Here is a 24,146-nt window from a genome sequence, read left to right as displayed (position 1 = left end):
CCGGCTAGTTTGGAGTAAGTATGCAAGTAAATAGAGACTATTATATTATTGAACGAATGGAATGGAATCAATACTTAAAAGACTTAAAGGAAGAATTTGAGATCAAGCTGACCAATGAACAATTGGACCGGCTAACATCTTTAAATGATTCCCTATCTTTGAAAGATGCAAACGAAGTATACAAACCTTTAACCCAGTTGATTGCCATTTACCGTGAAAACTATAAGAACCTTGAAAGAAAGAGGGCCAATTTCTTCGGCATCACTGGAGAAATACCGCCATTTATTATTGGCATTGCCGGTGGGGTAGCAGTTGGTAAAAGTACAACAGCTCGATTGCTGAAACTCTTTTTAGCGCAAGCCTATCCTGATTTAAACGTGGAATTAGTGACTACAGACGGGTTCTTATACCCAAATACAGTACTTGAAGAAAAAGGGTTAATGGACCGGAAAGGGTTCCCAGAATCTTATAATATGGAGGCCTTGGAAACTTTCTTAACAGATGTGAAAAGCAATAAAAGTGAAATCTATTATCCAAAGTATTCCCACTCCGTTTATGATATTGTAGAGGACGAGGAGAATGTATTGCGTAACCCTCAAATTCTAATAGTTGAAGGTATTAATGTCCTACAAACATCAGAGAATAATACGGTTTATATGAGTGACTTCTGGGATCTGTCCGTCTACGTCGATGCAGATGAAAAGCAGATCGAGGAATGGTTCTACCAACGATTCAACCTCTTAGTTGACCAGGCTGTTGACCACCCGGATGACTTTTACTATCAATTTACCCAAGTGCCCCATGAAAAGGCCATGGAGAGAGCAGAGCATACTTGGAATAATATCAACCTGATTAACTTGCAGGAGTATATCTTACCAACACGCAATAGAGCCAATATTGTCATACATAAAGAAAAAGACCACTATATCAATGAGTTGTGGATCAAGAAATATTAGAAAGAAGACGGATAGTGAAGAAGAAGTTTACTTGGCGAAGAATCGTCAGTTTGTTATTTGTAGTGATTATCGGTTATTGGGCAATCAATAATTTCGGGTCAATCAAAGGGATATTTGATTCAATTATTGCTGTCACATTACCATTCATACTAGGTGCAGCTTTGGCCTTTATCCTGAATTTACCTTTGAAATTTTTTGAAAGGCATATGACTAAGCTAGTTGGGAAATATTACACTTGGTACAGGATCGTGGGGATTTTATTTGGTTACCTGATCATCGCTGGGGTGATTGCCTTTATTATCTTCCTAGTAGTACCGGATTTACAGGAAACATTAGGATCATTTATTAGCCAAGTACCATCGGAAATCAATTTGCTTTATAACAAAATTAATCAGTATATTGCAGATAATCCGCAAATACTAGAAACTGTTAACCAATTGGATGTGGACACCAATCAATTGAGAGACCAATTATTCTCAATCGTCCAATCCTTTACATCAGGTATTTTGGATACTACATTTAGTCTTGTTGGTAACCTTTTGAACGGCATCTTTAATGCATTTGTAGCCATTATCTTTGGTACGTCAATCCTATTTAAATAAGAAACCTTAACCAGACAATTTAAAAAGATTATTTACGGTACTATGCCTAAGCACTGGGCCAACTTTACCGTCAACTTAGGCGCTGAAGCCAATCAAACCTTTGGCCAATATGTGTCTGGACAGGTAACTGAAGCCGTTATTTTACTGGTACTCGTCTTTATCGGAATGACCATTTTCAACTTCCCGTTCACCTTATCGATCTCGGTCCTAACTGGTGCAATGGCTTTGGTCCCTATCTACGGGGCCATCATGGGTGGGGTTGTCGGCTTCTTCCTAATCGCTGTTGTTGATGTTGTCCAAGCTATTTGGTTTATCATTTTCATTATTGTAGTCCAGCAAGTGGAAGGGAATATCATATACCCACGAGTTGTCGGTGGGTCAGTCGGTCTACCAGGCATTTGGGTTTTATTCTCAGTAACCGTTTCAGGTGCCTTCTTCGGCCTAGCCGGAATGTTACTATCAGTGCCGATTTTTGCCCTATGCTACAAACTGGCATCCGCAACCATCAATTACAATTTAGACCAAGACAATATCAAAGTAACCACAGAAACCAATAATCTTAAATAGGATCAAGTGAATAGTGATTTTGGCAAAAGGGCGATAACCAATTTGTTATCGCCCTTTTTTGGTGGCTGCTGGCCATTCTTTTCCCAAATTCGTTTTAGAAAGGTCATATCAAAATGGTTTTCTTGTACACAAAAAATAGTGTTGGTAGAAATGATTGTGCATTTTCCACCAACACTATTTTCTTTTGCACGATTGTATGCGTATCGTTTATTAAGAATATCCCATTGAAACGTCCATTGGTGTTTCTTCTGAGAATTGACTATTGTATAAATCAGCGTAGAAGCCGTCTGCTGCCATTAATTCATCATGGGTACCATGTTCAGTGATATTCCCTTGTTGCATAACTAGAATCAAGTCAGCGTCACGAATCGTTGATAAACGGTGGGCAATTACGAAGCTCGTTCTGCCTTCCATAATTTTATTCATAGCCTCTTGAATCAATTTTTCAAGACGTGTATCTACTGATGAGGTAGCTTCATCCAAGATTAAGATATCTGGATCCGCAATCACGGCACGAGCGATGGTCATCAATTGTTTTTGTCCTAATGAAATATTGTTGGCTTCTTCATTGATTCCCATTTCATAACCGCCAGGTAGGGTGTTGATGAAATGGTCAACGTTGGCAACTTCTGCTGCTTCTTGGACTTCATAATCATTGGCATCTAACTTACCGAAGCGAATATTTTCTAAGACAGTATCAGTGTATAACCAAGCATCTTGTAATACCATACCAAAGTGCTTGCGTAATTCTCCGCGTGTCATTGATTTAGTAGGTACACCATCAATTTTAATCGCACCAGCATCCACGTCATAGAAACGCATCAACAAGTTGATTAAAGTCGTTTTACCTGCACCAGTTGGTCCTACAATGGCCACTGTTTGACCAGGCTCAACTTTGAATGAGATATCTTGCATCAAGGGTTTCTCTGGGTCATAACCGAAACGTACGTGGTCGAATTCAACAGCACCAGTAACTTTCGCTGGTAGGTGTCCGGTAACTTCTTCTTGGATTTCATTTTCCTCGTCTAAGAAATCAAAGACACGGTGGGCGGCAGCTAGGGCTGATTGTAAGACACCAGATAGTTGGGTCAACATTTGAATCGGTTGGGTAATTTGCATCACATATTGGACCAAGGCTTGTAGATTACCAACTGTCAACTTCCCAGCAAGGGTATATAAACCACCAGCAATCGCAGTGGCCACGTAACCCAAGTTACTTACCGTATTCAGTAACGGCATCATTAGGGACGATAGGAAGCTGGCTCTAAAACCGTAATCCCGCAATTGTTGGTTTCGGCGTTCGAATTCTGCCACCGATTCCTCTTGACGACTATAAACCTTGATTTCAGTGAAACCTGACAATTGTTCTTGCGTATAACCAAATAAGTTCCCCAAGGCATTCGCTTGATTTTGGAAGGCTGATTGCGATTGGTTAATAATCAGCTTAGCAAAAAGGAATGACAATGGAATTGTGGTCACAATAATTAAGGCGAGGTGCCATTGAATAATGAACATGGAAATAACCGCAAAGGAAATCCCAAGAATCGCATTCACGAACTGGATAAAGGACTGTTGCAAAGCATTGGTAATTGAATCAATATCATTGGTCATTCGGGATAAGACATCACCCGTTGGATGGCTGTCAAAATAAGAAACAGGCATGTTGTTGGCTTTCTTAGCCACATCGTTACGAAGGTCGTAAATAGCATTTTGTACCACGTTTGTTAGCCAATACTGACCTAAGTATTGACCCGACCAGAAGAAGCAACCACGGATAAAGTAAAGTAGGGCAATGTAACCAACGTAATCATAGTTGATACCTGCACCAGGTACTTGGTTCATCAAATCCACTACATTACTGGTTAATTCAGTGATAGCTAAACCAAGTACGATAGGTTCTAAAACACCGGCAATATTCATCCAAACAGTGGCAAACATGGCCAAGAAGAATTGGCCTTTATAGGGTTTGATATACCGCCATAGGTTGCCTAAGATTTCCTTAGTTGGAATTTCTCGTTTTTCAATTTCTGTATTAGCCACGATTTAATTCCTCCTCACTTAATTGAGATGATGCAATTTCATAGTAAAGTTCAGACGTTTTAAGCAATTCTTTATGAGTACCGCGCGCTGCCACTTCACCCTCATCTAGGACGATGATTTGATCAGCATGGATAATGGAACTTACACGTTGGGCAACGATGATAGTTGTTGCATTCTGTGTTTCGTCTTTTAAGGCTTGGCGCACTGCAGCATCAGTCTTGTAGTCTAGTGCTGAAAACGAGTCATCAAAGATGTAAATTTCTCGGTCCGCGATAATGGAACGGGCAATAGACAAACGTTGTTTTTGTCCACCAGATAGGTTGGCCCCACCTTCATCTAAATGAGTCGCATATTTGGTCTCCAAACGGTTAATAAATTCAGAAGCCTGCGCCACGTTAGTCGCTCGGTCCAGGTCCATATCATCCGCATTGAATTTACCATAACGTAAGTTTTCCGCGATATCCCCAGTAAATAGTAGGGCTTTTTGCGGTGTATACCCAATTTTTGACCGTAAAGCGTTTAATTCATAGTTTCGAACGTCAATCCCGTCAATTAAAATCTGACCCTTACTCACGTCGTAGAAACGTGGGATTAACTTAACAATCGTTGATTTACCAGATCCAGTTGACCCAATAAAAGCCACCGTTTCACCAGGATTTGTTTTAAAGGAAATGTTCCGTAGAACGGGCTTAGAGGCATCTGGATAAGCAAAGTCAACGTCACGGAATTCTAGGGTACCAAATTCATCAGATTCAGTAATAGCCACTTGTGGATCAGGTGAAGCAACTGTAATTGGCATATCCATCACTTCTCGTAATCGACCAGCTGAAACCGCCGCACGTGGGTACATCATAAAAATGTTGGCAAACATTAATAATGAGAATAATGCGTGGAAAACGTACTCGATAAAGGCAACCATGATACCGACTTGCATAGAACCAGTCTCAATCAAGCCAGCCCCAAACCAAAGGATCGCAATAATCACGGTATTCAATAATAGAGAGAATAGGGCCGGTGTAACCGCGATGGTTTTGAATAATTTACCAGATTGTTTCTTGTAAGATTGGTTAACGTCTTTAAACCGGCCTTCTTGGAAGTGCTCATTATTGAAGGCACGGATTACACGTAAACCAGTAATGTTTTCCCGTAGAATCCGGTTGATATTATCTAAACTTGCCTGTTGTTTTTCGGAAATCGGCAAAGTGTATTTGGCAATAAAAATCACAGATAAGATGATAATAATAGAAACGGGAATCACGTAGATTCCTAATGCTGGTGAAATGGAGAAGATCATAATGATCGAGAAAATTAGCATCATAGGCGATACTAGGCCTTGTTTTAAAGTCATCTCCATAAATTGTAAAATCACAAAGGCATCGGTTGAAATACGGGTCGTTAAAGATGCCACACCCAACTCTTGAAACTCATGGTGAGATAGGTTTTGCATTTTTTTGTAGGCGTCATTTCGGATGTTCATGACCATGTCATTGACGATATTAGAAACCGTATAAGCGGTAATCGTCCGTGAAACGAGGGATAGTACCACTAATCCCATCATTATCCATGTATAGCGCCATAATAAAGGGATATTCTGGGTAATAATGGCATTATCAATCATTTGTGCTAATAAAGTAGGTAAGCCGATCATTACTGCTGCCGTTCCAATGGTAGCAATGAATGTGATCAGCAATTTACCAGGGTATTTTTTAACGTATTTCCAGATAAAATTCAAATGTTTTCCTCCTTAAACTTATTTTGCCTAGTAGTCATTGAAAAATATAAAACATAAATTATCGCCAAAGTGAATAAAAGGCAGACCGAAATCGGTCTGCTTTTATCAGTTTGTGTTTTAACAACACTATTTTATTCAGCGTATAATTTTTGGATGCGGTCTTGCACATCTTTATTGTCTAAAAATTCTTCGTAAGTAGTATCCATACGGTCAACCACACCATTTGGTGTTACATGGATGATACGGTTAGCGATTGTTTGGATAAACTCACGGTCATGAGAAGTAAATAATTCGACTTCTTTAAATTTGATTAAGCCCTCATTCAGACTAGAAATAGATTCCAAGTCCAAGTGATTTGTAGGATCATCCATAACCAATACATTGGCTTTAGATAACATCATCTTAGATAACATACAACGAACACGTTCCCCACCTGATAATACATCTAGGTTTTTATTTACTTCGTCACCAGAGAATAACATACGACCTAAGAATGAACGTAAGAATGTGTTATCTTCTTCCTCTGGACCATTGGCGAATTGACGTAACCAATCAAGGATACTTTGTTGGCTATTTTCAAATTCATCTGAGTTATCTCGTGCCAGGTAAGTTTGACTTGTAGTGACACCCCATTTGTATGAACCTGAGTCTGGTTCCATATTCCCTGTGATGATTTCCATTAAAGCAGTAGTTGAGATATCGTTACGAGATACAAAAGCTACTTTATCTTTTGGACGGATAATGAATGATACATTATCTAATACTTTCACGCCATCAATTGTTTTAGAAAGGTTTTCTACTGTTAGTACATCATTACCAATTTCACGTTCTGGCTCGAATCCAACAAATGGGTATTTACGGCTTGAAGGACGGATGTCATCCAATTCAATTTTCTCCAATGTTTTCTTACGAGAAGTCGCTTGTTTTGATTTAGATGCGTTGGCAGAGAAGCGGGCGATAAAGTCTTGTAACTCTTTCACTTTCTCTTCTTTTTTCGCATTTGCATCAGCTTGTAATTTAGCAGCTAATTCTGAAGATTGTTTCCAGAAGTCGTAGTTACCAACGTAAAGTTGAATTTTACCGTAGTCTACGTCACAGATGTGGGTACATACCTTGTTTAGGAAGTAACGGTCATGGGAAACAACTAATACAGTGTTCGGGAAGTTGATGATATATTCAGCTAACCATTCGATGGTGTCTGAATCCAAACCGTTTGTCGGCTCATCTAGTAGTAAGACGTCAGGTTCACCGAATAGAGCTTGTGCAAGTAAGACTTTTACTTTTTCTTGCTCAGCTAATTCGCTCATTGTTTGGTAGTGCATGCCTTCGCCAATACCTAAACCACGTAATAATTGTGATGCTTCATTTTCAGCATCCCAACCATTCATTTCAGCAAATTCAGCTTCTAATTCACCAGCGCGAATACCGTCTTCTTCAGAGAAGTCAGCTTTAGCATATAGGGCATCTTTTTCTTCACGAACTGTGTAAAGACGTTTGTTACCCATGATAACAGTGTCTAAAACTGTGTATTCTTCAAAACCAAAGTGATTTTGGCTTAAAACTGATAGGCGTTCGTCGTCACCCATTGATACGTTACCAGTTGTTGGGCTTAATTCGCCAGATAATACTTTTAAGAAGGTAGATTTACCCGCTCCGTTGGCACCGATAATGCCGTAGCAGTTCTCAGGTGTGAATTTTAAGTTTACTTCATCATACAATTTACGACTTGCAAATTGTACACTTACATTATTTACAGTTAACATCTTGATCCTCTTTCTTCCATAAGATTCGTGGCGTAAAACGCCTGACCATACTCATGGTACATGATTAGCACCCTTGAATCAAATACATTTAATCCAAAGGTGCTATTTTTATTGCGACCGATTATTAAAATCCGTCACTATTTTTTATTTAGTCTATTTTGCAAACGTTCAAACCAAGTCATTTTACTGCGCGGGGCAGATGTTCTGGCTTGTTCGCCTTCGTTTAAAGCCTTTTGCATGAAGATTTGTTGTGAGTCTACTGGCGCTAAATCATTTTGTACATATTGGTAGGTACAGTCAGGTAATTTGTAACGCGCTTTGGTATTATCTTCTAAGTATACTTTCAAGATTTCCATGATTTCTTCATGAATATGTTCATCTAAAATAGGGAACTCGATTTCTACACGGCGGATCATGTTACGGGTCATCATATCAGCAGATGATAAGAATAATTTCTCATCACCGTTGTTGTTGAACCAGTAGATACGGCTATGTTCTAAGAAACGGCCAACAACTGAAATGACATTGATATTTTCTGATACGCCAGGAATACCCGGTACCAGACAGCAAATACCACGGATAATCAGATCTACTTTTACCCCAGCTTGACTCGCTTCGTATAATTTTCTGATGACATCTTTTGACGTTAGTGAATTCATTTTGGCAATAATATGACCATTACCATTTGCTTTGTGGGCTTGAATTTCGTCTTCGATATCTTCAATGTAGTTATCTCGAATCGCAAAAGGTGATACGTGCAGGTAGTGGTAGTCTGGTTGGTTAGAGTAACCACTTAGGTAGTTGAAGAAGTCTGTTGCATCTTCCGCGATCCCTTCGTTAGTTGTGATGATCCCCATATCAGTATAGAAACGGGCAGTCTTATCATTGTAGTTACCAGTTCCAAGATGGACGTAACGGTGAACGCGACCATTCTTTTGTTTCACAACCATGGCAATTTTAGAGTGGGTTTTAAGGTGGGTTTTACCATAGATTACATGACAACCAGCTTCTTCTAAGATTTTTGCCCATTGGACATTATTTTCTTCATCGAAACGTGCTTTCAATTCCACTAAAACTGTTACTTGTTTACCACGTTCTGCAGCTGTTTTTAAGGCTGAAATAATTGGTGAATTCGCCGATACTCGGTATAAAGTTTGCTTGATTGCAAGGGTATGCGGGTCATTGGCTGCATCTTGGATAAATTCGACCACTGGTTTGAATGAATCATAAGGGTGGTGTAGGAAGATATCACGTTTTTCAGCTAATTTGAATAAATTAGTGGTTTGTAATTCGCTAGGGTAAACCGGTTTAAATGGTTCATAGCGTAAGTTAGGGAAGTAGTTTTCCAAAACATCGATGGCATCCCCAAGGCCGGTTAAGTCTAGTGGACCGTTAACAAAGTATAGGTCCCGTTCTAATAGACCCAATTCTTCCAGCAGGTATTCAAGGTCAGCATGGATATATTCTTGATCATAATTTTCTTCTTGTTGAATTTCGATACGAACGGCCATACCGTTACGTCGTTCTACTAAGTAGTCTTCAATGACTGTTAATAAATCGTCCGCGCCATCTTCTTGAATGTCTAGATCGGCATTACGGGTCACACGGAACAAGAAGCTGGATTCGATAGTGTAGCCAGTAAATAAGGTTTCAATAAAGTTTGTCACAATATCTTCTAGATTAATGAAGTAGTAGTGACCATTTTCTTCGTAATGGAAGTAACGGTTCACCAATTGTGGAATGGGGACAATTGCTACCTGCTGCTCGCCTTCACGGCTTAAATTCACAAAAATATGAATTAATTTGTTATTTAAGCTTGGAAAAGGACGATAAGCATCAATACCAAGTGGCGTAAGCGTTGGGTAAATTTCATTGAAGAAGAATGTTTTCATTTTCTCTTGGCGACGCGTAGGCGCTTCGTTGAAACGGATAAAGTGGATATTATGTTTTGCCACTTCTTTCTTCAATTCTTGGTATAGGGCATATTGATATTCGTTATTTTCATGGTTCTTATCCGCAATGGCGATTAATTGCTGTTCAGGTGTCCATTGCTTTTTACTATCCAGTTCATTCACATTTAAGTGGAATTGATCTTGTAAACCAGCAACCCGGACCATCATAAATTCATCTAGGTTAGACGTCCCAATACTTAGAAAGCTTAATCGTTCTAATAAAGGGTTTCTGTCATCAGCAGCTTCTTGCAATACACGGTAGTTAAAATTTAACCAAGAGACTTCTCGGTTTTCATAGTAATCAGGATTATCAAGATCGTATTTGATTTGTTCAGTCATTTTTGTATTCTCCTTTTCATTAAGCTACGGAGAGATTAGTAACTGTTATAAAATGGCCCGATATGAATTTGCATTTATAAACTCTAGGGTAATGTCTTTGCCGATTGCACGTTCTACATGTTTCTTTTGGTCCTCAGAACGGTAGACTTCGGATAATAATTCTCCTTGGTAGAAGATACGTAGGATCAGGTTATTACCTTTCATCACGGTATCCATACTTTTCACAATATTGTTATGAGAATCATTTAGACATTCAGCAAACTTGATCAGTCCTCCAATGTGTTGAAGGGTTTCCACTTGTTTATCGTCTAGCATTTCTCCATAGGTTGTTAAATATTGGTCAAATAAAGTTTTATTTTTATATGAAGCTAAAATAGAAAGGGCTAATCTTTCAGGATGCGAGAATCCATTTAAGTTAGAGTTAGAAAGTAAATAGAAGGTATGTTGTGATGCGTTTCCTGGTTCAATCATTTCCCCAAGATTGTACAAATATGCCCCATAATTCATTAACTCTAATTCACGATCATTCAATTTCAAATAGCCATCTTCACTTAAGGCCGCGTGTAACTGGCGAGCAATCACCATCCGTTGCGCTGAATCAGGCATTGAAAATTGGTAAATACTAGATAATCGCTCAACTGTTTCTTGAGCCACTCGATGGATGTCGAAGGCAGACCGGTATTTTTCCTCTAAATATTCATACACAATACCCTCACGCAATCCTTCTTGTGAGAACTTAAATACTGGTGAATCAACGGTTTGAATTAATTCTTGGAAAACGATTGTCGCTGGCACAATAATATCTGCTCGGTTAGAAGACAAACCTTCTAATTTGAGCATCTCTTTCATTGACAAGTCGACAAAAGTATCAAAGACTTGGTCAATTTGCTTTGGCTTCATTGTATATCCATGTAAACCAGCCATACCGTAATTTGACTGCATTTGGTGGACACGGGCAACGTTACGCGCAGAACCACCAATAGCAAAAATCGGTAAGTTTAAGTTTTCAAAGAAAGGTTGTTCAGAAAAGGCTTGGCGGACAAATTTACGTGTTTCCTTGATGCTTTTAGCATCATTGAAGTCTTTCCCGTTAAAGAATTTTTCTTGTAATGATACGGCCCCAAATGGGAAAGAGAAGGCTTCAACCAATTCCTTGTCCTTAAAGACTGTGATTTCTGTTGAGCCACCACCGATATCAATGGATACACCGTCAGAATCACTCATAGAGTGAACGACTGCAGAGAATCCGTAGTAAGCTTCCATTTCTTCTGGCACTAGTTCAATGGTTACACCAGTTTTTTTCTTCACTTGATTGATAATGTCATCTTTATTTTTTGATTGTCGGATGGCTGCAGTTGCTTTTGGCAAGATGCGGTCAGCTTTCAATATAGCCGCTTCTTTTGCAAAGGCGCCAATTATCCGGGCTAGGGTATCAATACCTTCTTGTGACATTTCGTGATTATCATTTATATATTGAAAAATCCGTGCGGGAATTTTAATGTTTTGAATTTCTCGCATGGCTAAATTATCTTCGACTTGAAAGACAACAAGGCGAATAGAGTTTGAACCTATATCAATCAAACCAATTCGTTCTTTCATAACTATTGTGTCCTTTCGTTTTTCATGTGCTTCAGTAACAACTAAAATTAAAATTATCTTAAGCTTAGTATAACGCAATTTCAGCAAATCCGAAATAATATTTCCCGATAAGTAAAAGACTATTTCTACAAGTGAATTAGATAGGGGATTCTAGAAAAAGAGGGCCGTGACATCAAAGCCACTAGCCCCCTAATTGTTATTTAACGATAGCCGTAATACCGGGTAACGAAAGTCAAACTCTTCCGACCTTTCCCAAAATATTCCAATTACTTGACAGTAATTGTTCGGCTCTTGGGTCGTTTAAATGTTTTTTGCTCATAAGCCAATTCCTATAAAGTCTAGTGTCTGGGTGAATGGTGACTATATAGTGATTTTATAACCGCTATATTTTAGTCGCTTTCAGCCATTTTCAGTGACAGGTAAATGGCATTCGCTACGCCACCATCGTAATTGCTGGTTGTTTCATATTTAGCGTATGATTTCACTTCCGGTTCCGCATTGGCCATCGCAAACGAATAGCCAGCCACTTTTAACATAGACACGTCATTGAAATTATCCCCAACTGCCACGACATTATCAATGTTGTAACCATGGTCTTGACAGTATTTTTCAATAGCCTTACCCTTAGTCCCATCTGCATGGTTGATTTCAATATTGTACTTAAATGATGAGGTGATATGGGTATCTGGGTATTGGTCACCGATTTCTGCCGCCATTGGTTTAATCGTATTTTCTGGATCAGCATCTACGAAAGTAATCTTGATGATGGCTTGACCTTCCTCAGTGATCAAAGTTCTTAAATCATCACGATAATCGATAGTTGTTACCTCATTCGATTGGGTTGCACGCGTTCTCGCTTCTTCTAATGACATTTCCGGATTCATCTCGTGAATCAGTTCCGTAATTGCAAGAATACGTTGCTCTAATGAAGATGAGTAGACATTTTTACTGGTCATGGCCTCCATATAAAAGCCCGCTTCATAACCCTTATCTAGAATATCAAGGGCAGTTTGGTCATCGATATCCACTTCGTATTCTACTTTCCCATTTCTGTCAAAAAGGATTGAGCCATTTAAACCGATAATCGGACAACGAATACCCGCTTCATCCAATTTGACTTTAGCTTCTGTAAAATTACGGCCAGTACACACAACAAATGGAATCCCTTTATTATATGTATGCATTATCGCATCAATATTTGCTTGTGGAATATCCATATTTTCGTCCAACAAGGTGCCATCCATATCTGAAACAATCAATTCAATCATTTGTAAGCTCCTATCTCAATTAAGTTAAATTCAGTTTACCACGGTCAATTTAAATTCACTAATCAAACGGTGCATGGAAAAACAGATACCAACCTAATCTAACCAGTAGTATGACTAAGCAGTAAATCACAAAAGACGTAATTCATGTTATAATGAAAGTTGGACTATTAAGAAGAGGGGAGCGTAAAGCATGACAAGACTAGGGAAGATGCCAAGTGACTGGGCCAAAGAATTAGCGCCAGTATTAGGGTCTGAGAATTTTAAAAGACTTGAAGATTTTATCATACAAGCATATGAAAAAGGCCCGGTTTACCCAGACCAAAATCATATCTATGCAGCTTTTGAGCATACGCCATTTGACCAAGTGAAAGTAGTCATCTTAGGACAAGATCCCTACCATCAACCAGGTCAAGCGCAAGGTTTGAGTTTTTCAGTTAACAAAGGTGTGAAGATTCCACCTTCTTTACGAAATATCTATAAAGAACTTCAGGCAGATCTAGATATCGAACCTGCTAGTCATGGGGATTTAAGAGAGTGGGCTGACCAGGGTGTTTTATTATTGAATGCAGTTTTGACTGTGCCAGATTCTAGCGCTAATGCCCACAAAGGTAAAGGATGGGAAGTTTTAACCGATGCGGCTATCAGTGCCTTAAATCAAGCGCCTGAGCCCATTGTCTTTATTTTATGGGGCAATTCAGCAAAGGCCAAGGCTACCTTAATTGATGAAAATAAACATTACATTCTAAGTTCAGTGCACCCGAGTCCCTTATCCGCCTTACGTGGCTTTTTCGGGACTAAGCCATTTTCCAAGGCAAATGAATTGCTGGAAAAATCAGGGCGGACACCAATTAATTGGCAAGTGTCAGAATAGATGGTTAATGGGTTTCTGGATGGTGGATACATTGACCGGGCGCACAATGGCAAGTAACATGGTCAACGTAAGTGGCTTGGTCTAGGGCATTGAGGATATTACCCTTCATCTTATCGTCTAATACAGAGGCTTGAATAAGTGCAGAAATCACCTTGTCAGCATCGGTATTACACCAACCATTTAATAGGGTCTGTGCTTGGTTTTCTAAGGCAGTGTCTTCATCGATTGCCGGGCGGTAAATAAATGATTTACCGTTTTTAGTCGTTTCTAGCCAGTTCTTTTTAGTTAGGCGGCCTATTAAGGTCTTAATCGTTGCGGCTTTCCAATCTTTTTTGTCCTCTAACGAGGCGATAATGGTGCGGGAATTCGTTTCTTTTTGCGCCCATACGACCCGCATGACTTCCCACTCAGCAGCGGAAACATCTTGGAAATCTTGTCTTTTTTCTTGGATAATATTACTTGTCATCGCTGACTCCTTTCAGTAGTCGATATCAGATGATTGAATCAATTTTAGTTTACATTTGTAGATGGTTAAAAGCAAGTCAAATGGATTTTCTGTAGTTAATTTGTAATAATAGATTTGCAAAAAATAGACTTAAAACATTTTTTGTATAAATCATCTCATAATTTAAAATAAAATTTTCAAGCAAAAGATTTATTTGTGGGCAAAAAGGGCTCGAATGATTATTTAAACTTCAAATGAATTGCCTTAATTGTTGGCTTAGACTGATGATTGTATTTTATAATAACGTCTGGCTAACTGGATGCGTTTATTTTTACAGAAACAATACTCGTCTTAAATAGTTGAAATTACAGAATGAACCATATATAGTTATATGTAACAAAAATACACCACTACATGTAGTGGTGTCGTTTTTTTTGAATGGGAGGAATGTGATGTGAAAATTGTGTACATGTCTCTAACCGGACAGACACACAAGTTTGTAAATAAACTTGAAATGGATAGCCTGAGAATTACAATGGATAATGCTTTTCAAGAAATTAACGAACCCTATATCGTGATTGCTCCAACTTATGATATTGAAGTGACCGAAATACTAAATGATTTTATTGAAACTGGCCATAACCTAACGTATTTAAAAGGTGTTTGCGGTTCCGGAAATTTAAATTTCAATGAACTCTATTGTTTTACTGCAAAAGATCTAGCAGAAGCGTATAATGTACATTTGCTGTTAACTTTTGAATTCCAGGGAAATGTGAACGATGTAACAATTATGAAAGAAAAGGTGAATGAAATTGGACCAACCTAAAGCAGTAGTACAAGAAAAAGAAATTACATATTTCAAGCTGAATAACGAGGTTAACCGTCCACTAGACGGAAAAATTCAAATCGAGAAAGATAAAGAAGCGGTACGGGCTTACTTTTTAGAGCACGTTAACCCAAATACCGTATTCTTCTATACTCTAGATGAAAAAATCGACTACTTAGTTGAGCATGACTACTTAGAAGAAGGCTTTTTAAATCTATACAACCGTGACTTTGTGAAACGTTTAATGCAAGAAACGTATGACTTCAAATTCCGTTTCAAATCATTTATGAGTGCCTACAAGTTCTATACGCAATACGCACTTAAAACAAACGACGGTAAACGTTATTTAGAGCGTTATGAAGACCGTATTGTATTTACAGCTTTATATCTAGCAAATGGTGACGAGCAAGTAGCGAGCGATTTACGGGATGAAATGATCAACCAACGATACCAACCAGCGACGCCTACCTTCCTAAATGCAGGTCGTAAACGTCGTGGTGAATTGGTTTCATGTTTCTTAATCCAAGCAACTGATGACATGAACTCGATTGGTCGTACAATCAACTCAGCACTACAACTATCTCGTTTAGGTGGTGGGGTTGGTGTGAACTTGACCAATATTCGTGCAGCCGGAGATCCAATTAAGAAAATTGAAAATGCTTCTTCAGGTATCATTCCAGTCATGAAATTATTAGAAGATTCTTTCTCTTACTCTAATCAATTAGGGCAACGTAACGGTGCAGGTGCAGTTTACCTTAGTGTCTTCCATCCAGATGTTGTTTCATTCTTATCTGCGAAAAAAGAAAACGCTGATGAAAAAATCCGTGTGAAGACTTTATCACTAGGTCTAGTTGTACCTGATAAATTCTACGAATTAGCAGAAAAAGACGAAATGATGTACTTATTCAGCCCTTACGATGTTGAGCGTATTTATGGTAAACCTTACGCCTATGTCAACATTACAGAAGAGTATGATAACTTGGTAAACAACCCAGAAATCAAGAAGTCTAAGATTCGCGCGCGTGATTTAGAAGACGATATCTCTAAATTACAACAAGAATCTGGTTATCCTTACATCATCAACATCGATACTGTAAATGACCAAAACCCAATTGACGGGACAATTGTTATGAGTAACTTGTGTTCAGAAATTTTACAAGTACAACGTCCTTCAATTATCAATAACGACCAAACATTTGAAGAATTAGGTACAGATATTTCATGTAACTTAGGTTCGACAAATATCAACAACTTAATGCATTCGCCAGACTTTGGTAAATCTATTGATACAATGGTTCGTGGTTTGACCTATGTAACAGATGCATCAGCTATTGACGTAGTACCTTCAATTAAAAAAGGTAACGACTTAGCACATACTATCGGCTTAGGTGCAATGGGACTACATACTTATTTTGCCTTAAATGAAATGCACTATGGTTCACCAGAATCGATTGAATTTACAGACAAATACTTCTTATTGTTAAACTACTATACTTTAGTAGCGTCTAACAGAATCGCTAAAGAACGTGGTGTCACTTTCGAAAACTTCGAAAACTCAACATATGCGACGGGTGAATATTTTGACAAATACATCAATGAAGAAACAACGTTTGAATTTGAAAGAGTTGCAGCACAATTTGAAGGTATTCACATCCCAACTCAAGAAGACTGGAAAGCCTTACGCGCTGCCGTTCAAGAGCATGGTTTATACCACCAAAACCGTTTAGCAGTTGCGCCTACTGGTTCAATTTCTTACGTTAATGAAACAAGCTCAAGTTTACACCCAATCATCCAATTGATTGAAGAGCGTCAAGAAAAGAAAACTGGTAAGACTTATTATCCAGCACCATTCTTAAGCAATAAGACTCTACCTTATTACCAATCTGCTTACGACATCGACAACCGTCGTATTATCGATATCTATGCAGCTGCTCAACAACATATTGATCAAGGTATGAGTTTAACCTTATTCATGCGTTCAGATATTCCTGCAGGTTTATACCCTTGGAAAGAAGGGCGTACAAGCAAAATGACGACACGTGATTTAAACATCTTGCGTCGTTACGCATGGAAACGTGGCATCAAATCTATTTACTACGTACGTACATTCACAGATAACAACGAAGAAGTTGGCGCAAATTACTGTGAAAGCTGTACTGTTTAATCGATTGCACTTGGAATAAGGAAGGAACACACATGACGAATTTTAATGAAAATCCTTATATTGCTATTAACTGGAATGATATTGAGGATATGATTGACAAGTTGACTTGGGAAAAGTTAACAGAACAATTCTGGTTAGATACACGTATTCCATTATCAAATGATTTAGATACATGGCGTACATTATCATCTAGAGAACAAGACATGATTGGAAAAGTATTTGGTGGTTTAACACTACTAGATACTTTGCAATCTGAAGATGGTATGGAATCACTTAAAGCATCTATCCGTACCCAACATGAAGAAGCGGTTTACAATAACATCCAATTCATGGAAAGTGTACATGCTAAATCGTATTCATCTATTTTCTCAACTTTAAACACACCTAAAGAAATTGATAAAATCTTTGCCTGGACACGGGAAAATGAATTTATCCAATACAAAGCGAACCGTATTAACGGCATTTACCAAAACGGTACTGACTTACAAAGAAAAGTGGCTTCAGTATTCCTAGAATCATTTTTATTCTACTCAGGATTCTATGCACCGCTATGGTACTTAGGAAACGGTAAATTGCCAAACGTTGCTGAAATTATTAAATTGATTTTACGTGACGAAAGTGTCCACGGTACTTACATTGGTTATAAATTCCAAATTGCTTTCAATCAATTATCAAAAGAAGAGCAAGAAGACATGCAAAACTGGGCCTTCAGCTTATTGTTTGAATTATATGAAAACGAAGCGAAATACAGCGAGTACATCTATGATGACTTAGGTTGGACTGAAGATGTGAAAATCTTTCTACGTTACAATGCCAATAAAGCATTACAAAACTTAGGATTTGATCCATTGTTCCCAGATACAGCGGATGATGTAGACCCTATCGTTATGAACGGTATTTCTACCGGTACTTCAAACCATGACTTCTTCTCACAAGTAGGTAATGGTTACTTACTAGGGCAAGTTGAAGCCATGTCAGACGAAGACTACGAAAAATGGACTTAAAGTTAAAATATTGCTACATAAAAAATCGCGCCTGTCGAAAATGACAGGCGCGATTTTTGCATGTTTTTTTGTATATACTTAATCATGAATGGTTTTTAGTTGTTTCTTAAACCAATTATTGATTATTTGGTAAACGGGTCTAGTATTGCCGTACATTAAACATTCATGACCGCGATTTTCAAACATCATGATTGTGACATCATCAAAACCAGAACGGGTGAATTCTTTAGCCAGTTTGTGGGTTTCTTTACCACCATTAATCAGTGGATCGTTACGACCAGCAATAATGGCAATTGGCAGGTCTTTACGGATATTTCGGGTCCAGGAAGCTTTTGTTGCTTTATGGGCAATTTTGACTAATTCTGCAAAGCCATTATTAGTGAAAACAAAACCGACTAAAGGCCAATCGGGTTCTTCACCATTTTTAGGTGGATACCAATATTCTGGAAAAGCATTGGCAACAGCAGGGTCATCAGTTATACCCGTACCGAATAGTTTTTGATGGATATAGTAATTGTAGGCATCTGGATGCAAGGTATTTAAAATAGGTGCTAAGGCTGCACCTGTCGCGAAAATAGGGCTATGGGTGTTCGTCCCACTCAATAATACGCCGTCTACTTCCTCACTATATTGACCAAGATATAAACGGGTTATATATGCCCCCATTGAATGACCTAACACATAATAGGGTAAATCGGGATAATGTTTCTTAGTTGCTTGAACAACTCGATGTAAATCTTCAACCATGACTTTAGCAGCATCCGTCGTGCCAAAATAGCCTAAACGGTTGTGTTCTTTAGCTAGTCCTCCATGGCCAATATGGTCATGGGCGATGACTAAAAAGTTTTGGTCCACAAATGACTCAGCCACTTTTTTATAGCGACCACCAAATTCTGACATCCCATGGACAATATGGATAATGGCTTTTGGATGATCAGCGTTTTGCCAAGCGTAAACAGGGATATAAGGGCGGTCAGGTGAAGCTGATGGAATAGTTACAGTGTTATAGTAGTCTAATGCAAACATAATTTCCCCTCTTTTTTTCAGTTAAGTCTATTATAGTGTCTTCAATTCTAAAGCACAATAAATAGGGATATATAATTTATGGAATAGAAAAGGCCTGTGACAAAACGTCACAGGCCTTTTAAAATATCGTTATATCATTGATTCAATTGGTAATTCAGGTCCTAAGCAGCTTCGTCTGCTTCCTCGTCCTCAACATCCTCGTCGTCGCCAGTGTCTGCTGGTCTAGATGATGATGAGGCGCTTGGTTGCGTAGTGGATGATGAAACACTTGAAGATTCCACTTCACTCGAAGGCGTTTCAGCTTCAGAACTTTCACTCACACTAGACTCAGAAGACTCGCTCTCAGACGAGCTAGATTCTTCACTCGATTCTGCAGCTGATGAAGAACTTGAGCTTGACGATGAAGAAATTGAACTAGAAATAGAACTAGAAATAGAACTTGAGCTACTTGATGATGCACGGCTAGAAGATGATGACGATGATTGTACAATCGCATTTCCAGATGCTAACCAAGCTTGGTAATCTGAATACAAGTCATCGTTAGCCAAACCAGTTAAGATTTGTGATGATGGTGTCGCGTTTGTAGGGAATTCATCTGGTATTGCATCTTTGACTAATTTCACTTCATGTACTGAATCAGGCTGTACCCAATCTGCATTTTCTGAAGTCGTAGATAGGTACCCCATAATTGCTTGGTATAGGTAACTTACAATATATCTATCTGACCCATCAATATAGCCAACTTCATCGGTAGAGAATGGGTTATCATAACCAGTCCAAATGGATAGAGCGTAATCAGTCGTGTAACCTGACATCCAAGTATCAGGTACCGCACTTGAATCAACACCGAGTTCAGCAGCCTCTTCTTTGGTATAGTTTGTCGTACCTGATTTACCAGCTTCCGCTAGACCAGCTGTATGATAGTTAGTAGACAATCCGTATGCGGTATCTGTGAAGTTATCTTTAAGCATATCGGTTACCATATATGCAGTTGAATCTTCCATGGCTTGGGTGCTTGTTGAATCAATCGTGACTTCTTCGCCATCGAAAGTTGTAAAGTAATCAACCGCACGTGGTTGGTTGTATTCACCGTAATTACCTAGAGTAGCATAGGAGGCACTCAATTGTAATGGCGTAATCTCACCAGTGATAGAGTTAGCTTCATAGACTCCATTCCCATCATTTAACACAATCCCCATACCTTGTAAGAATTCATCTACTTGGTCGGTACCAACCTCTTGTAATAGTTTTAAGGCTGGAATGTTACGAGAACCGATTAAAGCTTGACGGAGGGTGATAGTGCCTTGGTATAGGTTATCGTAGTTATTAATCTCTGTCCCATCTGAATAAGTATGTTCTTCATCTTTAATAGAAGATTCGGTAGAGTAGTTTAGATATTCTATAGCAGTCGCATAGTCCGCAAATGGTTTAATAGAAGAACCAACACTTCGTTCTAACTGAGTTGCCCGGTTATAAGACAATTGTCCTTCTTGGTTACGTCCACCGTATAGGGCTAGGATATTACCCGTTTCTGTATCCACTAATGACGCTGCAGCTTGCATGTTGTCATTTGTGAAGTAATAACCATCTTCATCCTCGATTGTATTGTAGATTTCAGTCATGGCATCCATATCTAAATGCGTATAGATTTGTAAACCGTCTGAATACATGTCATATCCTGCTTCCTCAACTTCAGTGGCAACCTCTTGAATATAAGAGTCTAACATAATTGCAGTTTCAGATTGTTCAGTTGACTCAGTGTCAATATCTTGTAAACCATCTTCAATTGGTGTGGCTACTGCCTCGTCGTATTCCTCTTGAGTAATTTTTTCATTATCCAACATCTCTGCAAGTACTAAGTTTCTTCTTTCTTCAGCAGCTTCAGGATCTGAATATGGATCGTAAGCGTTAGGTGCTTGTGGCATACCAGCTAATAGGGCAGTTTGAGCTATTGACAGCTCACTTAAAGATTTACCATAGTAAACTTCAGCAGCAGTCCCCATACCGTAGACACCGTTGGCCATGTAGACTTTATTAATATAAAACTCAAAGATTTCTTGTTTTGAGTAGTCTTGTTCTAATTGAATCGCTAGCCAGATTTCTTGGACTTTACGTTTATAAGTTTGGTCTTCCTCATTAGTTGAAAAAGAGGTTAGCTTCACTAATTGCTGGGTTAGGGTTGAACCACCTTGTGCAATCCCGCCCGCCTTTAAGTTGGCCAAAAATGAACCTGCAATACGAATCGGGTCAAAACCGTTATGCTCCATAAAGCGTTGGTCCTCAATCGAAGTAACGGCATCAAATGTTGTTTGCGAAATATCACTTTCGTCAACGATTATTCGATCGTTTTGACTAGTTTCGTACACAACGTTTCCTTCATTGTCATATACACTAGATGCGATGGTACCGTACAAATCTTCTTCGGTGATTGCAGGGCTATCAGAAATCCAGGAATAGGCAATGATTGAAAGGGCTACCCCAACTACTACACCGGCGCCAACAACACCAAGTAGGATCTTTTTCCAAAGGGCCATACCAGAGCGGTTAGACTTACCTCGCTTACCTTGATTTCTTTTAGACGACTTGTGATTATTTTGGCTTCGTCGTCTTGAGTTTTGATCTTGACTCATACTTATCACTCCTAATACAATTATTTAAATATGATGATGGGATACAATCATTTCATCCACAGCTGCTAAATAGTCAATTCGGGGTTGATACCCCATGTTTGCTTGGACACCTTCAGATTGAATTCTCTTTAATGGAATTGCAGTGATGTCATTGGCCACAAAAGCAGTCCAGTCTTCCAACAAGGCAGATATAGGGTAAACATAGGCTTCATTTCTTTCTTTAAATAGAAACAGGACAAAACAAATCCCACCATGATTGGCACAATTTGTCATGTGATCTATTTGATGTTGATGAATATTATGAAGGGGGAACTTGGTTTTAAGGTTTGTTTGTTTAGCCTCAAAATCTAGATAGTGCCCTTTATAGATACCATTATAATCTGTTGTGGAAGCTGTACGATAGTAGGCTTCAGTTATCACAGCGCGACTTCTTTTTGGATAGTCGACTGAAACAACTTGGATTGGTGTTGGCTTTTTGTGAATAATAGCTTTGTCACGCAATAAATACCACTGGTTGGCTTGATTAATCATTTCCTCCAGCTTCATACCACGCTTGGCAAAGTTTGCTTTCCCTTTAGAAGAAGCGGATAGTGAACGATTCGTCTTAGATTGGTAGACTTTACCGTTGGGATACCTCATGATGACCTCCTTCAGAATATGGCACCAAAAAATTGACACCATATTTACTCTATTTTATCCTAATTAGGACATATACCATAGTTTTAACACGGATTTTAATATAAAAACAAGAAATATCCACCCTTATAGTATAACATTAATGGCATTTTGGCTCATTAACTAGACAATTCGCCAGTTTTAGTGTAGTATTTTATGATGTTAAGATTATGCATAAATGCGTAATCGATTAGTAAATATAACTAGAGTTAGGGGAATTTAAATGTCAGTAAATTATGAACAAACATCAACAAACGAAGGTATTTTACACTTTACCGTAGCAAAAGAGGATGCAGCACAAGCTAAGAAACAAGCTTTTAACCGAATCAAAAAGGATGTATCTATCCCAGGTTTCCGTAAAGGGAAAGTAAACTATCAAATGTTTGTAAAAATGTTTGGTGAGCAATCTTTAATTGAAGATGCTGTAAACATCGTTTTACCAGAAGCTTATACAAAAGCTGTTGAAGAATCAGGTTTAGAAGTTGTTACACAACCTCGCTTCGATATTAAATCTGCTGAGCCAAATGCTGACTGGGAATTAATTGCATATGTTGCGACTAAACCTGAAGTTAAATTGGGTCAATACAAAAACCTAACTGTTGCTAAACAAGAAGTTGAAGTAACTGAAGAAGAAATCAACGACCGTTTATCTGCAGCACAAGCTAATTTAAGCGAATTGGCTTTAAAAGAAGGCGCTGCTGAAACTGGTGACACTGTTGTTATTGACTACGAAGGCTTCCAAGATGGTGAAGCATTCGCAGGTGGTAAAGGTGAAAACCATTCATTAGAATTAGGTTCTGATTCATTCATCCCTGGTTTTGAAGACCAATTAGTTGGTGTTAAAGAAGGCGACGAAGTAGAAGTTAACCTTACTTTCCCTGAAGATTACCATGCAGATGAATTAGCTGGTAAAGATGCTACATTCAAAGTTAAAGTACACGAAGTGAAAACTAAAGAAGTACCAGAATTAGATGACGAATTTGTTAAAGACGTTGACGAAGAAGTTGAAACTTTAGACGAATTAAAAGAAAAATACCGTAAAGAATTAACGGATCAAAAAGAAGCTGCAGCTAAAGAAGCTCGCGAAGAAGAAGCTTTACGTTTAGCAGTAGAAAATGCTGAAATTAATGATTTACCACACGAAATGGTACATGAAGAAGTTCACCGTCAAATGGACCACTACTTAAACGAAATGCAACGTTCAGGTATTTCTAAAGAAATGTACTTCCAATTAACAGGTACAACTGAGGCAGACTTACACACTCAATTCGAACAAGATGCTGACACTCGCGTGAAAACTAACTTGATACTTGAGCAAATCGTTGAAGATGAAAACATCACTGCTGAAGTTGAAGATGTAGAAAAAGAAATCGCTACATTAGCTGAAACTTACGGCATGACTGTTGAAGAAGTTAAAAATGTTGTAACAGAAGATATGTTGAAAAATGATATTGCATTGAAAAAAGCAATGGCATTAATCACTGATACTGTTGAAGAAGCGTAAGCTTTATTATAGTATTCAAACATAAAGCCAAGGGGGCGACTCCTTGGCTTTTTCTTAAGCAAAAGAATTGGATAATGACCAAAAAAACCGGTTCTATAATAAATAGTGTTGGTGAGATTCAATTGAGTCTCATCGGCACTATTTTTGTGTACGCAAAAAGAAGGACATGATATCCTTATTTCA

15 protein-coding genes and 2 pseudogenes are annotated in these 24,146 nt (G+C 38.5%); 7 read left to right on the top strand and 10 right to left on the bottom strand.

Translation table 11 applies throughout. The annotated features are described in order from the left end of the window. The first annotated feature begins 20 nt into the window (after positions 1–20). Both coaA and ACUW85_RS04795 read left to right on the top strand, forming a co-directional pair. Positions 21–956: a type I pantothenate kinase gene (gene coaA, locus ACUW85_RS04800; RefSeq protein WP_149314684.1), complete on the top strand. Its 936-nt coding sequence runs from the start codon at positions 21–23 to the stop codon at positions 954–956. Next, positions 938–2,125, top strand: a pseudogene (locus tag ACUW85_RS04795) (AI-2E family transporter). The gene coaA and the pseudogene ACUW85_RS04795 overlap by 19 nt, the downstream one beginning before the upstream one ends. 210 nt (positions 2,126–2,335) lie before the next feature. Here ACUW85_RS04795 and ACUW85_RS04790 read toward each other — a convergent pair. The 6 genes and pseudogenes from ACUW85_RS04790 to ACUW85_RS04765 form a co-directional block, all read right to left on the bottom strand. After that, complete coding sequence (locus ACUW85_RS04790; RefSeq protein WP_310648933.1) at positions 2,336–4,165, bottom strand: ABC transporter ATP-binding protein; 1,830 nt, start codon at positions 4,163–4,165, stop codon at positions 2,336–2,338. Next, complete coding sequence (locus ACUW85_RS04785; RefSeq protein WP_149255910.1) at positions 4,158–5,897, bottom strand: ABC transporter ATP-binding protein; 1,740 nt, start codon at positions 5,895–5,897, stop codon at positions 4,158–4,160. The genes ACUW85_RS04790 and ACUW85_RS04785 overlap by 8 nt, the downstream gene beginning before the upstream one ends. A 131-nt stretch (positions 5,898–6,028) precedes the next feature. Beyond that, entirely contained in the window at positions 6,029–7,660 is a 1,632-nt protein-coding gene (locus ACUW85_RS04780) for an ABC-F family ATP-binding cassette domain-containing protein (RefSeq protein ID WP_016897522.1), read from the bottom strand. A gap of 137 nt (positions 7,661–7,797) precedes the next feature. After that, a pseudogene (locus ACUW85_RS04775) lies at positions 7,798–9,954 on the bottom strand (RNA degradosome polyphosphate kinase); the annotation flags it as partial. A 42-nt stretch (positions 9,955–9,996) separates the two neighbouring features. Next, positions 9,997–11,550, bottom strand: a complete 1,554-nt coding sequence (locus ACUW85_RS04770; protein ID WP_048725780.1) for a Ppx/GppA family phosphatase — start codon at positions 11,548–11,550, stop codon at positions 9,997–9,999. Between the two features lie 389 nt (positions 11,551–11,939). Next, positions 11,940–12,818, bottom strand: coding sequence for a Cof-type HAD-IIB family hydrolase (locus tag ACUW85_RS04765; RefSeq protein WP_149255912.1), 879 nt, complete (start codon positions 12,816–12,818; stop codon positions 11,940–11,942). Positions 12,819–13,008: 190 nt separating this feature from the next. Here ACUW85_RS04765 and ACUW85_RS04760 point away from each other — a divergent pair, with 190 nt between their 5' ends. Continuing rightward, positions 13,009–13,689 (top strand): uracil-DNA glycosylase, encoded by a 681-nt coding sequence (locus tag ACUW85_RS04760; RefSeq protein ID WP_182023433.1) that lies wholly within the window; start codon positions 13,009–13,011, stop codon positions 13,687–13,689. 4 nt (positions 13,690–13,693) lie between these two features. Here ACUW85_RS04760 and ACUW85_RS04755 read toward each other — a convergent pair whose 3' ends face one another. Then, complete coding sequence (locus ACUW85_RS04755; RefSeq protein ID WP_048725792.1) at positions 13,694–14,155, bottom strand: CopY/TcrY family copper transport repressor; 462 nt, start codon at positions 14,153–14,155, stop codon at positions 13,694–13,696. 433 nt (positions 14,156–14,588) lie between these two features. Between ACUW85_RS04755 and nrdI the strand changes: the two genes are divergently transcribed. The 3 genes from nrdI to nrdF are packed head-to-tail and all read left to right on the top strand — an operon-like array spanning position 14,589 to position 18,128. Next, positions 14,589–14,960, top strand: coding sequence for a class Ib ribonucleoside-diphosphate reductase assembly flavoprotein NrdI (gene nrdI, locus ACUW85_RS04750; RefSeq protein WP_182023434.1), 372 nt, complete (start codon positions 14,589–14,591; stop codon positions 14,958–14,960). After that, a complete protein-coding gene (gene nrdE / locus ACUW85_RS04745) occupies positions 14,941–17,124 on the top strand; it encodes a class 1b ribonucleoside-diphosphate reductase subunit alpha (RefSeq protein WP_048725801.1) in 2,184 nt (727 codons plus the stop codon). Before nrdI ends, nrdE begins: the two co-directional genes overlap by 20 nt. A 32-nt stretch (positions 17,125–17,156) precedes the next feature. After that, positions 17,157–18,128, top strand: a complete 972-nt coding sequence (gene nrdF / locus ACUW85_RS04740; RefSeq protein ID WP_016897514.1) for a class 1b ribonucleoside-diphosphate reductase subunit beta — start codon at positions 17,157–17,159, stop codon at positions 18,126–18,128. Positions 18,129–18,206: 78 nt separating this feature from the next. Here the strand turns inward: nrdF and ACUW85_RS04735 are convergent, their stop codons facing one another. The 3 genes from ACUW85_RS04735 to recU all read right to left on the bottom strand — a co-directional run bounded on the left by ACUW85_RS04735 (position 18,207) and on the right by recU (position 22,423). After that, positions 18,207–19,154, bottom strand: coding sequence for an alpha/beta fold hydrolase (locus ACUW85_RS04735; protein ID WP_048725807.1), 948 nt, complete (start codon positions 19,152–19,154; stop codon positions 18,207–18,209). A 161-nt stretch (positions 19,155–19,315) separates the two neighbouring features. Beyond that, positions 19,316–21,784, bottom strand: coding sequence for a transglycosylase domain-containing protein (locus ACUW85_RS04730; protein WP_048725810.1), 2,469 nt, complete (start codon positions 21,782–21,784; stop codon positions 19,316–19,318). A 24-nt stretch (positions 21,785–21,808) separates the two neighbouring features. Next, on the bottom strand, positions 21,809–22,423 hold the full coding sequence (gene recU / locus ACUW85_RS04725) for a Holliday junction resolvase RecU (RefSeq protein ID WP_182023435.1): 615 nt from the start codon (positions 22,421–22,423) through the stop codon (positions 21,809–21,811). A 259-nt stretch (positions 22,424–22,682) separates the two neighbouring features. Between recU and tig the strand changes: the two genes are divergently transcribed. Then, entirely contained in the window at positions 22,683–23,963 is a 1,281-nt protein-coding gene (tig, locus tag ACUW85_RS04720) for a trigger factor (protein WP_182023436.1), read from the top strand. Positions 23,964–24,146: the final 183 nt, after the last annotated feature.

It is taken from the genome of Aerococcus sp. 150760013-2, assembly GCF_053627715.1.
The sequence above is the reverse complement of the archived record's forward strand: the minus strand, read 5'-3'. Positions and strand labels throughout refer to the sequence as shown.

Coding starts and splice junctions, on each gene's coding strand:
- coaA (WP_149314684.1), top strand. CDS start 21: ATGCAAGTAAATAGAGACTATTATATTATTGAACGAATGGAATGGAAT.
- ACUW85_RS04780 (WP_016897522.1), bottom strand. CDS start 7,660: ATGTTAACTGTAAATAATGTAAGTGTACAATTTGCAAGTCGTAAATTG.
- ACUW85_RS04770 (WP_048725780.1), bottom strand. CDS start 11,550: ATGAAAGAACGAATTGGTTTGATTGATATAGGTTCAAACTCTATTCGC.
- ACUW85_RS04765 (WP_149255912.1), bottom strand. CDS start 12,818: ATGATTGAATTGATTGTTTCAGATATGGATGGCACCTTGTTGGACGAA.
- ACUW85_RS04760 (WP_182023433.1), top strand. CDS start 13,009: ATGACAAGACTAGGGAAGATGCCAAGTGACTGGGCCAAAGAATTAGCG.
- ACUW85_RS04755 (WP_048725792.1), bottom strand. CDS start 14,155: ATGACAAGTAATATTATCCAAGAAAAAAGACAAGATTTCCAAGATGTT.
- nrdE (WP_048725801.1), top strand. CDS start 14,941: ATGAAATTGGACCAACCTAAAGCAGTAGTACAAGAAAAAGAAATTACA.
- nrdF (WP_016897514.1), top strand. CDS start 17,157: ATGACGAATTTTAATGAAAATCCTTATATTGCTATTAACTGGAATGAT.
- ACUW85_RS04735 (WP_048725807.1), bottom strand. CDS start 19,154: ATGTTTGCATTAGACTACTATAACACTGTAACTATTCCATCAGCTTCA.
- ACUW85_RS04730 (WP_048725810.1), bottom strand. CDS start 21,784: ATGAGTCAAGATCAAAACTCAAGACGACGAAGCCAAAATAATCACAAG.
- recU (WP_182023435.1), bottom strand. CDS start 22,423: ATGAGGTATCCCAACGGTAAAGTCTACCAATCTAAGACGAATCGTTCA.
- tig (WP_182023436.1), top strand. CDS start 22,683: ATGTCAGTAAATTATGAACAAACATCAACAAACGAAGGTATTTTACAC.